The 13605-nt window shown below is 60.2% G+C and carries 12 protein-coding genes; 3 read left to right on the forward strand and 9 right to left on the reverse strand.

Going from position 1 to position 13605, the window contains the following annotated elements; all coding sequences use genetic code 11:
- Entirely contained in the window at nucleotides 1-765 is a 765-nt protein-coding gene (locus tag BLQ01_RS12970) for an enoyl-CoA hydratase/isomerase family protein (protein ID WP_091552151.1), read from the reverse strand.
- A gap of 116 nt (nucleotides 766-881) precedes the next feature.
- Here BLQ01_RS12970 and BLQ01_RS12975 point away from each other — a divergent pair, with 116 nt between their 5' ends.
- Nucleotides 882-1775 (forward strand): LysR family transcriptional regulator, encoded by an 894-nt coding sequence (locus BLQ01_RS12975; RefSeq protein ID WP_091552153.1) that lies wholly within the window; start codon nucleotides 882-884, stop codon nucleotides 1773-1775.
- Nucleotides 1776-1799: 24 nt separating this feature from the next.
- On the opposite strand, the gene BLQ01_RS12980 is transcribed toward BLQ01_RS12975, so the two are convergent.
- From BLQ01_RS12980 to BLQ01_RS13015, 8 genes are all read right to left on the reverse strand, one after another.
- A complete protein-coding gene (locus tag BLQ01_RS12980) occupies nucleotides 1800-2894 on the reverse strand; it encodes an ImmA/IrrE family metallo-endopeptidase (protein ID WP_091552154.1) in 1095 nt (364 codons plus the stop codon).
- Nucleotides 2891-3547 carry a hypothetical protein gene (locus BLQ01_RS12985; protein WP_091552156.1) on the reverse strand — a complete coding sequence of 219 codons (657 nt, stop codon included), beginning with the start codon at nucleotides 3545-3547 and terminating at the stop codon, nucleotides 2891-2893. Before BLQ01_RS12985 ends, BLQ01_RS12980 begins: the two co-directional genes overlap by 4 nt.
- A 115-nt stretch (nucleotides 3548-3662) precedes the next feature.
- Entirely contained in the window at nucleotides 3663-4412 is a 750-nt protein-coding gene (locus tag BLQ01_RS12990; protein WP_091552157.1) for a ThuA domain-containing protein, read from the reverse strand.
- 2 nt (nucleotides 4413-4414) lie between these two features.
- A complete protein-coding gene (locus tag BLQ01_RS12995) occupies nucleotides 4415-5518 on the reverse strand; it encodes a Gfo/Idh/MocA family protein (protein WP_091552159.1) in 1104 nt (367 codons plus the stop codon).
- A 64-nt stretch (nucleotides 5519-5582) separates the two neighbouring features.
- A complete protein-coding gene (locus BLQ01_RS13000) occupies nucleotides 5583-6482 on the reverse strand; it encodes a carbohydrate ABC transporter permease (RefSeq protein ID WP_091552160.1) in 900 nt (299 codons plus the stop codon).
- Nucleotides 6479-7435 carry a carbohydrate ABC transporter permease gene (locus BLQ01_RS13005; protein ID WP_091552162.1) on the reverse strand — a complete coding sequence of 319 codons (957 nt, stop codon included), beginning with the start codon at nucleotides 7433-7435 and terminating at the stop codon, nucleotides 6479-6481. Before BLQ01_RS13005 ends, BLQ01_RS13000 begins: the two co-directional genes overlap by 4 nt.
- A 2-nt stretch (nucleotides 7436-7437) precedes the next feature.
- Nucleotides 7438-8760, reverse strand: a complete 1323-nt coding sequence (locus tag BLQ01_RS13010; protein ID WP_091552163.1) for an ABC transporter substrate-binding protein — start codon at nucleotides 8758-8760, stop codon at nucleotides 7438-7440.
- A gap of 200 nt (nucleotides 8761-8960) precedes the next feature.
- Nucleotides 8961-9956, reverse strand: a complete 996-nt coding sequence (locus tag BLQ01_RS13015) for a LacI family DNA-binding transcriptional regulator (RefSeq protein ID WP_091552165.1) — start codon at nucleotides 9954-9956, stop codon at nucleotides 8961-8963.
- Nucleotides 9957-11736: 1780 nt separating this feature from the next.
- On the opposite strand from BLQ01_RS13015, the gene BLQ01_RS13020 reads away from it, so the two are divergent.
- Nucleotides 11737-12393, forward strand: a complete 657-nt coding sequence (locus tag BLQ01_RS13020) for a hypothetical protein (protein WP_091552167.1) — start codon at nucleotides 11737-11739, stop codon at nucleotides 12391-12393.
- Nucleotides 12371-13570, forward strand: coding sequence for a helix-turn-helix domain-containing protein (locus BLQ01_RS13025; protein WP_175493436.1), 1200 nt, complete (start codon nucleotides 12371-12373; stop codon nucleotides 13568-13570). The genes BLQ01_RS13020 and BLQ01_RS13025 overlap by 23 nt, the downstream gene beginning before the upstream one ends.
- The last annotated feature ends 35 nt before the right edge of the window (nucleotides 13571-13605 follow it).

Here is a 13605-nt window from a genome sequence, read left to right on the forward strand (position 1 = left end):
TCAGCGGCGGCCGGCGAGGAAGCGGGCCATTTCGCGCTGCGGTTCGCCGGTGCCGTAGGCCTCCCGGTGCACGCGCTTGGCTTCTGCCATCGCGTCGGTGAGGTCGTCGTCTTCCAGGCTGCGCAGGCGGTTCTTGGTCAGGCGGACTGCGCCCGGGGGAAGGAGGCTCAAGCGGGCGGCGAGGTCTTTGGCGTAAGCCAGCACGCCGCCGTCGTCCGCCAAGTAGTTAAGGAGGCCGAGACGCTGAGCCTCGGCTGCGTCCACCAGCTCGCCGGTGAGGACGAACTGGGAGGTCTTGGACTTGCCGAGGATGCTCCACATGGCCCAAATGCCGGTGATGCTGGGGATGCCTGAGAGGACTTCGGGCTGGCCCATGCGGACTTTGGAGTCGCCGACGCGGAGGTCCGCGAGGAGTGAGTACTGGAAGCCGGAGCCGGCGGCGACGCCGTTGACCGCGGCGATGGTGATCTGGTCGAGGTTGCGGACGGCCCGGTAGAGGCGGTCGAAACCGTCGATCCATGCTTCCGCGGACTCGTGATCCTCGGGGTTCATGGACGCGGTCTCGGCCAGGTCCTGGCCTGCACAGAACGCGCGTCCGCTGCCGGTGAGGATGACCGTGCGGATCTCGTCGTTGCCTTTGAGGCCTTCGAGGTAGTCGATGAGTTCGGTGCGCATGGCGTCGGTCCAGGCGTTGAGCTTGTCAGGGCGGTTGAGCGTGATGATGGCGGTGGGGCCGGTCTGTTCGAAGAGGACATCCTGGGACATTGGGGAGATTCCTTTGGTTGGTTGGGGTTTCTTGACTCCCATCTGACCATCGGTAAATGTGACCCGTCTAACATCAATATCTACTCGGCTTGATACCAAACTGGTATGGTGCGGAGATGGACCTTCACCATCTCAAGTACTTCGTGGTGCTCTCCGAGGAGTTGCATTTCGGACGCGCCGCCCAGCGCTTGCACATGGCCCAGCCGCCGCTTTCGCAGCGCATCAAGGACCTGGAGAAAGAGCTCGGGGTGCAGTTGTTTCATCGGCGGCGTACCGGTGTGGAGCTGTCCGAGGCCGGCGCTTTGCTGCTGGAACACGCACGTGGGGTGCTGGATCATGTGGCCATGGCGCAGGAGTCGATGCGGCGGATCCGTCCCGGCGCTTCGGGCATCCTGCAGGTGGCCGTGCCGCCGGACACGAACCCTGTTGCGCTGTCCACCATGGTCTCTTCGTTTGCTGCGTCTGCGCCTGACGTTCTGCTGAATTTGCACGAACTCACCACCGTTGAGCAGGTTGAGCGACTGCGCGACGGCGAACTGGACGTTGCGGTGGTCCGTCACCCTTTGAGCAGCGTGGGTTTTGAGTCAGGGCCACTGTACTCGCGGGCTCTTGGGGTGGTTCTGAATGCCTCGCATCCGTTGGCTTTGTTGGAGGCTGTGCCGTTGGGTGACCTGGCCGGGAATCCGTTGATCATCTTCCCGCGGCATATGGCCCCTACGTTGTACGACTCATTCCTGCACACGTGCCGGGACGCCGGGTATTTGCCGGCAGCTATCGTTCATGCCCGGAACCAGCACTTCACGCACGGGCTGATCATGGCCGGCCGGGGCGTGCACTTCAACGAGGAGCCCTGGACGCCGTTGCCTTCGGGGATGGTGTGGCGGCCGCTGGTTGGTGATCCCTTGGCCTGGCGGACATCGGCACTGTGGTTGAAGAGCCGGCGGTCAGCGGAGACGGATGCGTTTGTTGCGGCTGTCGGGGCGGGGCTGGAGGCGGGTGGGCATGGGTAGCGGACTACATTTGAGGCCCCGCATCTAGCGAACGAGTGAAAGCTGAGCGCTGGAACGTTGTGGTTTTTGCACTGCAGCGCGGTCCCCCACTGCGCTCAAAGCTTGACCAAAGGTCAGCCCGTGCAGTTCAGAGTTCGAAACACCCATGGAACGCGCAATGTCTTCGACACCCCAACCTTTCGATCTCCTCAATGCAGGGAGTACAAATCCGAAAACTTTGGAAGTCTCACGGACCATTCCTTCAGGTTCTCCGTAACGATATCCGCGACGAGTCAGATCAACGCAAGTTTGGCGATAGGACCAATCGGTATAGATGCCGGCCTTATGGAACCCATAGGCAAGCGCCATGGCGGAGACGCCTAGATGAGCCTTCAGTCGAAGAAGACTATCGACAGACGGTTCGCGACCGACACTGGAGCGCAGGAGTACGCGAGGCATGAGGAACTCCGAGGCGAACTGGTCTGCCTCTTTCTCAGCATTTCGCTCACTTACTGTGGAAGCATCCAGGCCCGCATGGAGCACAAGGTGTCCCAACTCGTGCGCTAAATCGAAACGGGAACGCTCTGCAGTCTTCATCGTGGAGAGGAAGACATATGGCAGCCCGCCTTCCCAGAGACTGAAAGCATCCACCTCTTCAGCCCCAGCGGGCAGACTCAGGACGCGCACACCATGCGCCTCCGCCAGCCGCACAGAGTTCGGAAGCGGATCAATCCCTAGCCCCCACTCGGCACGAAGCTGTTGAGCTGCTTGGAGAGGACCCAGCAGCGACAAATCAGGAACGCTTAGCCCCGGGAGTTCGAAATGGGAGGTCAGGAATTCGTAAAGTTCCACGCCGACACGACCGGCAGACGTTGCCGCGTGTTTCTGCGCTGCACTGGAGCGACGACGGGCCCGAAAAAAGACCCGGTCCTCTTCAAGTGGCTCGGTTGGGGGCAGAGACAAGAACGCAGGTTTGCACCCAATCGCAAGGGCTAGCGCACCAGCCATCCTGTCCGGTGCGCCGTGCGTCTCGTAGTTCGTCACCGTGCGCGGCGTAGCGTCAAGACGCTCAGCCAATTGAGCTTTACTGATTCCCGCCCGCAACCTTGCCAGAGTGATCCGAGAGGGTTCTAGCGTCATGACAGTTCAACGATCCTAAAGTCGACGTCGTCCTGAGGTCCGGCCGGACGATGTGAGATTTCCAGATCCGATACGTCAGTGGGAGGCAGGAAAATCCTGCTGGTCCACTGCGTGATGTTGCCATCAACGATCTGGGCCGGCAGCGACAACTCAGCCCTGACCACAGGCTCATCCTTGGACCAGTGATACAGGAGCACCCACGTTAGCGGTGGCTGGGTTTGCCTAATTGAGGGCAACTCGAAAATAAGGTCGAGCATCTGCTGGCCGTTGCACTGGACGGCTGCACCCGTAGCCGGACCGCGGCGTCGGGCTGTCCCAGGGGTCAAGTCCTCCGAAACAGCAGTATTCGCATTGCCACCAATGACCATGATCGACGTCAGTCCGTCAGGCGACAAAACCCGTGGAGAGTTCTGAGGGTCTGCCTGTCTCCAGTCACGCTCGTTGAGTTGCTCGCGGAGAGCTGCAACCGTCTCGGACCACTGGACAAAACCGCGGGCAGTGACGGGGTGAAAGTTGGTAATGTTCTGCGCCTGACGGACGCCCCTCAGCACGGAGTTCGTCAGCGTATCGCTGTCCAGGCCTAGTAATTCCAGAGCGGACGCAGCGTTGGTGGACGATACGAAGGGCTCCAGAGGAAGCGGTTCAGAGGTCACATGAACTCCTTTCAATCCCCTCATAGTAGTGCAGAAAACCGGAAAATACTTCCAGCCTCCGTTGTTGTCCGTACGAAGTGCGCCGACCGGCGCTCACCCAGCGAGCAGCCCGGCCCTATGCCTCCTCGAACCACCCCCGCGCAGGGTTGGAAACCCCCGGCGCCTCCCGGAACACACCCGGCTGAGCGACCCAACCAACACCGTTGGCGATGACCTTCTGGATCTGCGGCTGGTGGTACACGGGGTATTCCTGGTCGCCGGGGCTGAAGTAGAAGATCCGGCCCTTGCCGCGGGAAAACGTCACGCCGGAGCGGAACACCTCTCCCCCGGTGAACGAGCTGATGAAGATCAGGTCATCGGGTTCGGGAATGTCGAACAGCTCGCCGTACATTTCCTGCTGGGGAATCACAATCGGGCTCTCAATCCCGGCCGCGATCGGGTGCGAAGGCTTGACCGTCCACACCAGCTCGCGTTCGCCCTCGTTGCGCCACTTCAGCGAGCAGGTAGTGCCCAACAAACGGGTGAAGATCTTGGCGAAGTGTCCGGAGTGCAGCACCACCAAACCCATTCCGCCCAGGACGTGCCGCTGCACGCGCTCCACCACTTCGTCACTAACTTCCTCATGCGCAATGTGCCCCCACCAGAGCAACACGTCAGTCTGTGCGAGGACTTCTTCGGAGAGTCCGTGCTCGGGATCGGCCAAGGTAGCCGTAGTGATCTCAGAGTCAGGATAGAAACTGCGGAGGCCTGCAGCGATGGCACCATGGATCCCCTCCGGGTACATCTCGCCGATGGTCGCAGGCTCGTTGCGGGCCTCGTGGACGGCCTCGTTCCAGACAACAATCTTCAATTTCGAATCAGTCATTTTCAGAGCACCACTTCACGTTGTTCGAGGGCGGATTTGTAGCAAGCGTCGAGTATCAGCGCGCGGCTCAGGGCGAGCGAACCGTCATGGCTTCCCCATACAGTTTCGCCACCGCGCACGGCGGAAATGAAATCGTCGACGACGGCCTGGTGGGCTCGCCCGGGTTCGGCCACCACCTCGAAATCAGCGTTCTCGCCGTCTTTCTCGGTGAAGACGTGGACGTCCGCTACCGGGTTCTCGGAGGCGCCGACCGAGCGCAAGTCCGCACCGCCGTCGGTCCCGTAAACGGTGAAGTCCATCAGGTCGCGCTCGTCGCGGTAGGTGGCCCAGCCAGCTTCGAGGATCAAGGTACCGCCACCTTCCAGGCGAATAAATGCAGAGGCGAAGTCTTCCACTTCAAACTTATGGCTGGAATTCGACGCTGTGTAGCGGGCGTTGCCGCCGAGGCCGCGCGGGCCGAGTTCGGAGTGGGTCGACGCCGAGACCGCCAGGACTTTCGGCTCGCTGAGGAGATGCAGCGAGTAGTCCAGCACGTGGACGCCGATATCAGCCAGCGGACCACCGCCAGCAAGTTCGGGGTTAGTGAACCAGCTGCCCAGCATCGGAATGCCTTGGCGCCGAAGCCACGATGCCTTGGCGTAGTACGGGCGACCCAGCGTGCCGGCGTCGATCACTTCCTTCAGCGCCTGAATGTCGCCGCGGCGGCGGTGGTTGAACGCGACGTCCAGGACACGACCGGCCTTGCGGGCGGCGTCCACCATCTGTTGACCCTCGACGGCGTTGCGAGCGATCGGCTTCTCGCTCAGCACATGCAGGCCCCGTTCAAGCGAAGCAATCGCGATGGGTGCGTGCAGGAACGTGGGCACGGCGACGCTAACGGCGTCGAGGTCCTCGAGCTCGATCATGTCCTCCCAACGGGCGAAGGCATGAGGGATGCTGTACTCCTCGGTCAGCTGGGCAAGAAGCTCCTGCTCCATGCCGGCGACGGCAACAATTTCGACGCCGGGAATGTTGCTGTATGCCTTGAGGTGCTGCTGGCCGGCCCAACCGATGCCCACAACTCCTACCTTGAGGGTTGCGGACGGGGCCTGCTGCTGAATGCTCACGTTGTTCCTGTTCTTTGGGTGGTTTCTTAGAGTCTGTGAGGGGTTTGGGGACTTCGTGACGGGCTTAGCCCTTGACCGCGCCGGCCGTCATGCCTGACACGATGCGCTTCTGGCACAAGAGCACCAGAATCACGAGCGGGATGGTGATGATCACCGACGCGGCGCTGATGGTGCCAAGGGGTTGGTCGAACTCGCTGGTGCCGCTGAAGAACGCGATAGCCACCGGGACAGGACGTGATTCCGGCGAGGTGGTCAGCGTGACGGCAAGGAGGAATTCGTTCCACACCGAGATGAACACCAGGATCGCCGTCGTGGCCAGGCCGGGAACCGCCAGCGGCAGAATCACCTTCCGGAACGCGACAAACGGCGTGGCGCCGTCCATGTACGCGGATTCCTCCAGCTCACGCGGAATCTCCTTGAAGAACGACGTCAGCGTGTAGATCGCCAGCGGCAACGCGAACGTCAGCTTCGGGATGATGAGGCCCAGCAACGTGTCGTACAGGCCTATCTCGCGCCAGATGGAGAACATCGGGGCCGCGATGGCGATGGCCGGGAACGTGGTGACCGAGAGGACCAGCGTCAGGATCATCGCCTTGCGGCGCATCTTCAGCCTGGCCAGCGCATAGGCGGCGAAGGACGCGAACACCAGCGCCACCGTTGTAGTCACGACGGCGATAATCACCGAATTGCGCAAGGCCAGGAGGAACTCGGGGTTCTGAAAGACCACCAGATAGTTCTCCAGGGTCGGCTGGCTCGGGAAGAGCTCGCCCTTGGACAGGCTCGCTCCCTTCTTGAGGGAGGTGTTGACGAGCCAGTAGAAAGGGATGAGCGAGAAAGCCATGACGGCCACCACGAACACCCATACCAGGGGATGCAGTTTCGATTCCCCACGCAAGCGACGCTTCGGCGCCTTGGGGCGCGTGGCGAGTTCCGGCGTCGTGCGTTCTGCAGTCAGCGTGCTCATTGTTCCTCCTTGGCGACGTCGCGGATGTTGCCGCCGGCGAAGCGGACGTAGATGACGGAGACCACCATGACGGTGAGGAAGGTCAGGATGGACAGCGCCGAGCCTTCGCCCACCAGCCGGTTTTCGCGCAGTTGGGTGTAGGCGAGCATGGACATGGATTCGGTGCCGTTGGCGCCGCGGGTGAGGACGAACGGCAGGTCGAAGACGCGGAGGGCGTCCATGGTGCGGAAGATCGCGGCGAGGACGATTGCCGGGCGCAGGAGCGGAAGGGTGATGTTGACGAAGGTCTGCCATTTGCTGGCGCCGTCGAGTTCTGCGGCCTCGTACGTTTCGGCGGAGATGACCTGCAGGCCGGCCAGGATGATGAGTGCCGCGAACGGGGTGGTCTTCCAGACGTCGGCCATGACGATCACGGCCATCGCGTAGCCGTGCTCACCGAGCCACACGACATCGCCGCCCGGCAGCCCCAGCGTGGAGAGGACGTTGGTGACCAGGCCCATGTTCGGCTGGAACATCGTTTGCCACGTGATGGCGCTGACCACGGTGATGATCGCGTACGGCAGCAGCACCACGGTGCGGAGGACGGCGCGGCCCTTGAACGCGAGGTTGAGCAGAAGCGCCATGGCCGTGCCGAGGATGAGTTCCAGGCTGACGGAGAGACCCGCGAAGAGGAAGGTCTGGCCGAACGCTGCCCACCACTCTTGGCTCACGAGGGCGTTGATGTAGTTTTCCAGTCCGACAAAGCGGGACAGGCCAGCGGTGCGGACGCTGTACTGGTTCAGCGAGAGCCAGATCGCGTAGCCGATGGGGACCGCCGCAACCAGCGCCATGATGACCAGCGATGGGGCGGTCATGCGGAACGCGAGCTTCCGCTCGGCCCGGTCGCGGCCGCTTACGCGGTTTGGCGAGCGGCCTCCGGGTGCGCCGCTGGCTTGAATTGTCTTGAGGGCCATGATCAGAAGCTCGCCTTAGCGGCGGTGATTTCCTCAGCCATGCTCTTCACGGCGTCCTCGGTGGAGGCGGTGCCGGAGAGGACAGCGTAGACGTTCTTGTAGATCGCCTGGCTGATCTGCGGGTAGACCGGGGAGATCGGGCGCGGCTTGGCACCCTTCACGGAGGCAAGGAGTTCGGTGGCGAACGGCATCTTCTGCAGCACGGCCGGGTCCGAGTAGGCGGCCTCGTTCACCGGGGCCTGCGAGTAGTCCATGGCCACGTGCTTCTGCCAGTCGGGGGTGGTGGCGAAGTCGATGAAGGCGACAGCTCCGGCTTGGTTGGTGGAGTGGGCCGAGATAGCGAGGTTCCAGCCGCCGAGCACGCCGGAAGCCTTGCCGCCTTCCCATGCCGGCAGCGGCGCGACCGCGAAGCTCGACGCGAGCGGTGTCGCGTTGAGCAGGCGGTACACGTGCGGCCAGTTGCGTTGGTATCCGAAGTCGCCGGACTCGTAGGCGAGGCGGGCGGGGTCTTCGTTGTAGGTGAGGACGGCGCGGTCGGCTGAGCCGTTCTTGAGGCCGTCGCTCATGAAGTTGAGGACGTCGCGGGTTTCCTTGGAGTCGATCTTGACGTTGCCTTGGTCATCAAGGACTTCGCCGCCTGCGCTGTAGAGCATTTCGAGGAAGTTCACCGTGAGGCCCTCGTACTGCTTGCCCTGGTAGACGAAGCCGTTGCCGGGAGCTTTGGCGGCTTCCGCATAGAGCTGCTGCCAGGTCTCGGGCTTGGCTACCTTGTCCTTCTGGTAGTAGATCAAGCCGGCGTTGGTGAAGAACGGCGAGCCCCAGTACTTGTCCTCGTACTTGGTGGTTTCCACAGTGGAGGGAATGAGCCGGTCCTTGTTGGCTTCCACCAGCTTGGTCTGGTCCAGCAGCCAGCCCTGGGAGGCGAACTCGGAAGTCCAGATGACGTCCGTGACGAAGAGGTCGCACTCGGTGGACTTGCCTTCGAGCCGCTGAACGATCTGCGTGCGGGCTTCATCCGTGGTGGCGCCGATCTCGGTGTACTTGGCCGTGACCTTGCCGTTCGCCTTGGTGAACGCCTCCGCCGTTCCCTTGTAGATACCGCTCGCGTCCTTGACCCCGCAGATGTTCACGTTGCCGCTGGCATTAGCGCCCGACGCCGGATCGGCAGCTGCCGCCTGTTCCGCACCTTGGGGTGCTGCTCCCCCGCCGCACGCGCTGAGGAGGGCTGCGGCTATTGCTGTCGCCGCTGATGCGAAGGCTTTTCGGTTGCGGGGCTTTGCTTGGTTCTGGCTCTGGAGCGGAAAAGCAGGTCGGTTCAAGTCCACAAGTGGCTCCTTTGGGGTCTGTGGGCGGTGGCTTTCAGCGCGCGTTTTGGCTAGTCCGCGTGCTGAGGGTGGCTTCTTTGCCGGTAGTTCTTTTTGGTTCGTGGAATCGATTCCAACTGTGTTCAAAAGAATCGGCCTTGCAGCCGTGGAATCGATTCCAAAGTAGTGTGACAGGGACCACTGAGGGCTGTCAACCCTCTTTATTTGGTGGAGTCTCTGATGACGAGTTCGTGCGGGAGGAAGGTTCGTCCCTTGCGATGTGAGCCCTCGACCGTCATGCGTTCCAGGAGTTCAGCGAAGGCGACTCGGCCCATTTCGTAGGCCGGCTGTCTTACCGTGGTTAGCTCCGGGACACACATCTCTGCCTGGGCAGAGTCATCGAAACCTGCCACGGCGATGTCTTGTGGAACGCGGAGTCCGGCATCCGTGAGTTCCCGAACGCACCCGGCAGCGACGACGTCGGTCCCGCAGAAGACGGCGTCCGGGCGGTCTTTTGCTTTGAGGAGCTTCTTGGCGAGCGTACGGCCGGCGTGGAAACCGAAGTTGCCTTCGCCGAATAGGATCTGGTCTGGTTCCAGGCCCTCTTCCGCGAGTGCCTGGCGGAATCCTTCTTCACGCAGCCGTCCTGAGCGGGCACCCCTGTGGGCGAGCATGGCCAGCTTCTTGGCGCCGGTGTTGATCAGGTGTTTGGTGATGTCGTAGGCGGCCTGGCGATCATCGATGGAGACGCCGAACGCGGCATCGGCATCCACGATTTCACAGACTTGGATGACGCTGAGCTGCTCAGCGACCGTGTTGACGTCTTCGTCCGGCATCGTGGGCGAGAAGATCACCAGTCCGTCCACAGAGCCGTTGCGCAGCATGTCCACGAGCTGCTGTTCGCGGTCCAGGTCTCCGTCCGTCGCTGCGATGAGGCTGACGTAACCCGAGTCCGCCGCAGCGTCGCCGACACCGCGGAAAACTTCGCTGATTACAAGGGAGTCCAAGTTCTTGGCCAAGGCCAGGACTCGCATGGTCCGGTCTCTTCTTAGGTCTCGCGCTGAGGCCAGAGGACGATAGCTGAGCTGCTTTATGGCGGCGTTGACCTTCTCCTTGGCCGACGCGCTGACAGCCGAACTCCCATTCAAGACGCGCGACACAGTGCCCACGGACACACCTGCGGTCCTCGCGACGTCCTGAACTGTCGGCCGAGCCATTCGATTGTCCCTCCGGGGCCGTTCGTTCGCTTATACGCATTTGCCTTGGCATGGCCAACGGCGACTCTCAGCTTAGCGGGCTGCGAAACTAAAGCCTGCGCTGCTTCAACGCCACGCTTGTCTAGCGGGAGTAATGATCGTGCTTAGCGACTGCCCGACCGCTACCGCTAACCTGATCGCACCGAGAGCTGGATATTACGTAAAGCTGAAAATATGACCTAGTATAATGGCTCAAATTCCCACCTTTCAGGAGCTAAAATTTGCGACGACGGGGCCGGGAACCCACAACTCGCTAGCAGTGCGACTGGAATCAAACCTCCGCGGAACTTTGAATACATGAAAAGTGCAGATTACGCGTCTCTAGAGATTCATAGGGATTTGGCCTCACGCCCGCAGAGGGTGTCATCATAACAACTTCTAAATGGTCGATATCTCATCAACATCATGATAGACAGCATTCCTAACTATTTGAATTTAATTTGCTTTCCAGGCTCAAAAATGATATAATTATTACTCAATCCCAAATCGATAGAAAGTGATTCTTATGGTTCAAATGAGTGAAGTAGCACGGAGACGCGCTGCGTTCGTTGCGTCGGGCGAGCCGGAGTGCTCCCCCGGTGAACACCCACAGATTGACAGGGAATACGCACTGGCAATGGCTACGGACGATTACATCTGCCTGCAGTGCTGGTCAGTAACCGAAACCTGGCATGAAAGAAAGACCAGACTCCGCAAAGAGCACAACCCGGGCGACTCGTAACGAAGCGCACCACGTTCGCTACCCGCAGAAGCGATTCCTCTGCTGGTGGCGATTGTGGTTTAACGGGTCCGGCATGGCGTTTACCATCGTGGTTCGCGGACAAAAAGTCAGCTGCGCCATCAAGGCACAGCAAGTAACTTGGTTTGCGGTTATCCGCAGGCCACCTATTCCATCCCGATGCGCCGCGGATCTCGGCTGCCTGGGAGCAGCTTCCCGGAGGTCCCGCTGGCGACCCAGGACGCCTGTTCGAATACTTGATGCGGAGAGTCGAGGACTTATCTCCCACCACAAAGTTGGAGCCGTAGCGCACCCGCCGGCAATCCGAAGAACAGAGTGGCCCGTCAATGATGAGCTCACTCCTCATTATTCCTAATCCCAAGGTACCTGACCACTCTGTAGCCAGAAGGACGTGAGTTCTTGTGGAGCTCTTTACCTCGATAAAAGTCGGTGTCTCCAAACCCTCAAACTCATTCGTGATGTTGCGATCCGCAATTAGTACAATAACGTCCGGGGCAACAATATCTCGATTGGCTCTGATCTGCCCGCGCATTAGACAACGACCCTCACCGGGTCCACCGCAACGGCCAACAGAAACTTTCCAAGCTAAACTATAATGCGCTTAAGAGCTTAAACTTCGCACGGGAGAAGACCGGAGTTCCGCGCACCTAGCACTCCCCCAAGTCCAGGGTTCCCAGAAGGCAATCTCATCGCGAATCTGACCCTTGGCTTCTGGGCCTTCATCACAGAGACATTGCGCCCAAGCATGGAAAGACAGCCGAACTCCGCAGCGGCATCGATGCAGTGCAGTTAATGGTCAGGTCGTGCGGCAGCACGATGGCCTTGAAAGCTGCCTCATAAGTTCCTAGTTCGCCCGGGGTCCCGCATGGAAGGACCCATATGAAGACAAAAACGCTGGGGACACTCGTCCGACCCATGACCCACTCATGCACCTGAGCCCACCACAACAGTAGTTGATTTTCCATGTAATATTATTGCAAGTCGCAGAAAGGACTCATAAACATGACGTCACCGGACCACGAGCTTGCACTCCGTCTATACGCCGAACTGATGACGTTGACTGAGCCCCTCCACGAGGCTCTAGCAACCGCCGCTCTAGACGCCGACAAGCATTTGCCTGCATACAGGAACGCAGGCAACATGTCGTTCCTGCGCTCGGGAATCATGCGACTTGGCGTCCGAGAGCACCTTCACACCGCCGGTGTCGAAGGGTGGACGCTTCACGGAAATCCCAATCTAATGGGACAACTCCAGTTTGTTAACAGCGACAGAGACCTGGTTCTCCTCTTTCTTAAAGATGGGCGGCCGCCCACCCCAGCGGTACCACACGCGGGACACAACCAAGCACGTCGGGCGTTCTGGCGAAACACCCCGATGCTTGATCTAGGCATTTACTCCCTCTTCGATACACCTGCCGTCCATAAACTGCTCCTGCTCTGGTCGCCGGGACCCGATGGAACCTTCAATGTCCGCACCGTCCGGCCGTTGGAGCCCGGAAGGTACTCAGGACGAATGGCCATTGACTTCTCCATGGAATTGGCGCCGACTCGCACAGCTTTCGAGGAATTGAAGTTCGTCGGCGAGGATCACGACGAAGACCTAATGATTGATATCGATGGAGACGAGGAGAGCGACAATGCTTCAGGAGCAGCGCGGTAAGCGTTTGGTTACATTACGCCGCCTTGTTGGGCTGAGTCAGACAGAACTCGCGTCCGCGACGGGGATCAGCCAGCCTCAGATATCTCTTATGGAACGCGGGGACCGTTCGGTGTCGGACTCAGCGGCGGCGCAGATAGCTGCCGCGACGAAAATGCCACTCTCATTCTTCGACCAAATGCAGCCCTCTTTTTCTGGGGCACTGTCCTTCCGCAAGCTGGCGGGAGCTTCAGCCATAAGCCGTGACTCATCAATAGCTCGCTTCGAAGAACTCGAACGTGTGGCTGCAGAGTTATGCAGCCGTACGAAGTATCGGCTTGCATCCCTACCCCAGGCAGAAGACGACATTGATGGGGACGACATTGAGATCCTAGCTGCTCAGACAAGAGCCGCCCTAAAGTTAGAACCCCAGGACCCCATTCTCAACCTCACTCGGTCTATGGAACGCCGCGGAATCATCGTGGCCGCCGTGGGGAGCGTTGATGAAGGCTTGCTTGATGGACATGATGGTGCGTCACGAGCTTCCGAGCGTATTGAGCGACCCATCATCGCTTACGTTTCGGGAAAGCCAGGAGACCGTCAGCGGTTCACCGAGGCACATGAACTCGGACATATTGTCCTTCACGGTCTCCGGCCAGATGTCGGAGAGAAGATTAGGGAGCGTGAGGCGCACCGCTTCGCAGGGGCATTACTGATCCCCCAGGAGGCAATGCAAGAGAGCGTCTCCGAGGCCCTCGCATTGAATGGCTATCTCACATTGAAGGCAACTTGGGGTGTCTCCATTCAAGCCATTGTTGCCCGCGCGCATGCTCTAGGCCTCATATCTGACAGTCGCCGAAAATCGCTGATGGTACAAATCTCCTACAAGGGGTGGCGAAAAGCTGAACCTGTTGACGTACGCCCCGAGCGGCCGCTTCTGCTTCGCCAGATGCTTGTCAAGGAATTTGGAGAAAGCCCCTACCTCAAAGCTTCCTGGGCGCTCGGGGCATCCCCACGATTCCTTCAGGAGTGGGCGCCTGGGGCAACCACTCCTAGCGAAGTGACACCCGGTAACGCCTCTCAGACTGCCAATTCCAATGTGGTGCCCTTGTTCTCCGGGGCGGGTTCCTTACAGAAAGAGTTGGGCGGTAATCCCATTACTACTGCACTAGGTGCAGAACAGCCGGCTCACCTGCCATAATCCTTCACCATAGTGACCATGCATCGATTCTTGAT

It is taken from the genome of Arthrobacter sp. UNCCL28 (genome assembly GCF_900102805.1).
GTDB lineage: Bacteria > Actinomycetota > Actinomycetes > Actinomycetales > Micrococcaceae > Arthrobacter > Arthrobacter nicotinovorans_A.

What these genes read in the sequence shown, in the direction of transcription:
- BLQ01_RS13015 (WP_091552165.1), bottom strand. Translation starts at nt 9,956, where the DNA reads ATGGCTCGGCCGACAGTTCAGGACGTCGCGAGGACCGCAGGTGTGTCC.
- BLQ01_RS12990 (WP_091552157.1), bottom strand. Translation starts at nt 4,412, where the DNA reads ATGACTGATTCGAAATTGAAGATTGTTGTCTGGAACGAGGCCGTCCAC.
- BLQ01_RS13020 (WP_091552167.1), top strand. Translation starts at nt 11,737, where the DNA reads ATGACGTCACCGGACCACGAGCTTGCACTCCGTCTATACGCCGAACTG.
- BLQ01_RS13000 (WP_091552160.1), bottom strand. Translation starts at nt 6,482, where the DNA reads ATGAGCACGCTGACTGCAGAACGCACGACGCCGGAACTCGCCACGCGC.
- BLQ01_RS13005 (WP_091552162.1), bottom strand. Translation starts at nt 7,435, where the DNA reads ATGGCCCTCAAGACAATTCAAGCCAGCGGCGCACCCGGAGGCCGCTCG.
- BLQ01_RS12980 (WP_091552154.1), bottom strand. Translation starts at nt 2,894, where the DNA reads ATGACGCTAGAACCCTCTCGGATCACTCTGGCAAGGTTGCGGGCGGGA.
- BLQ01_RS12970 (WP_091552151.1), bottom strand. Translation starts at nt 765, where the DNA reads ATGTCCCAGGATGTCCTCTTCGAACAGACCGGCCCCACCGCCATCATC.
- BLQ01_RS13025 (WP_175493436.1), top strand. Translation starts at nt 12,371, where the DNA reads ATGCTTCAGGAGCAGCGCGGTAAGCGTTTGGTTACATTACGCCGCCTT.
- BLQ01_RS12975 (WP_091552153.1), top strand. Translation starts at nt 882, where the DNA reads ATGGACCTTCACCATCTCAAGTACTTCGTGGTGCTCTCCGAGGAGTTG.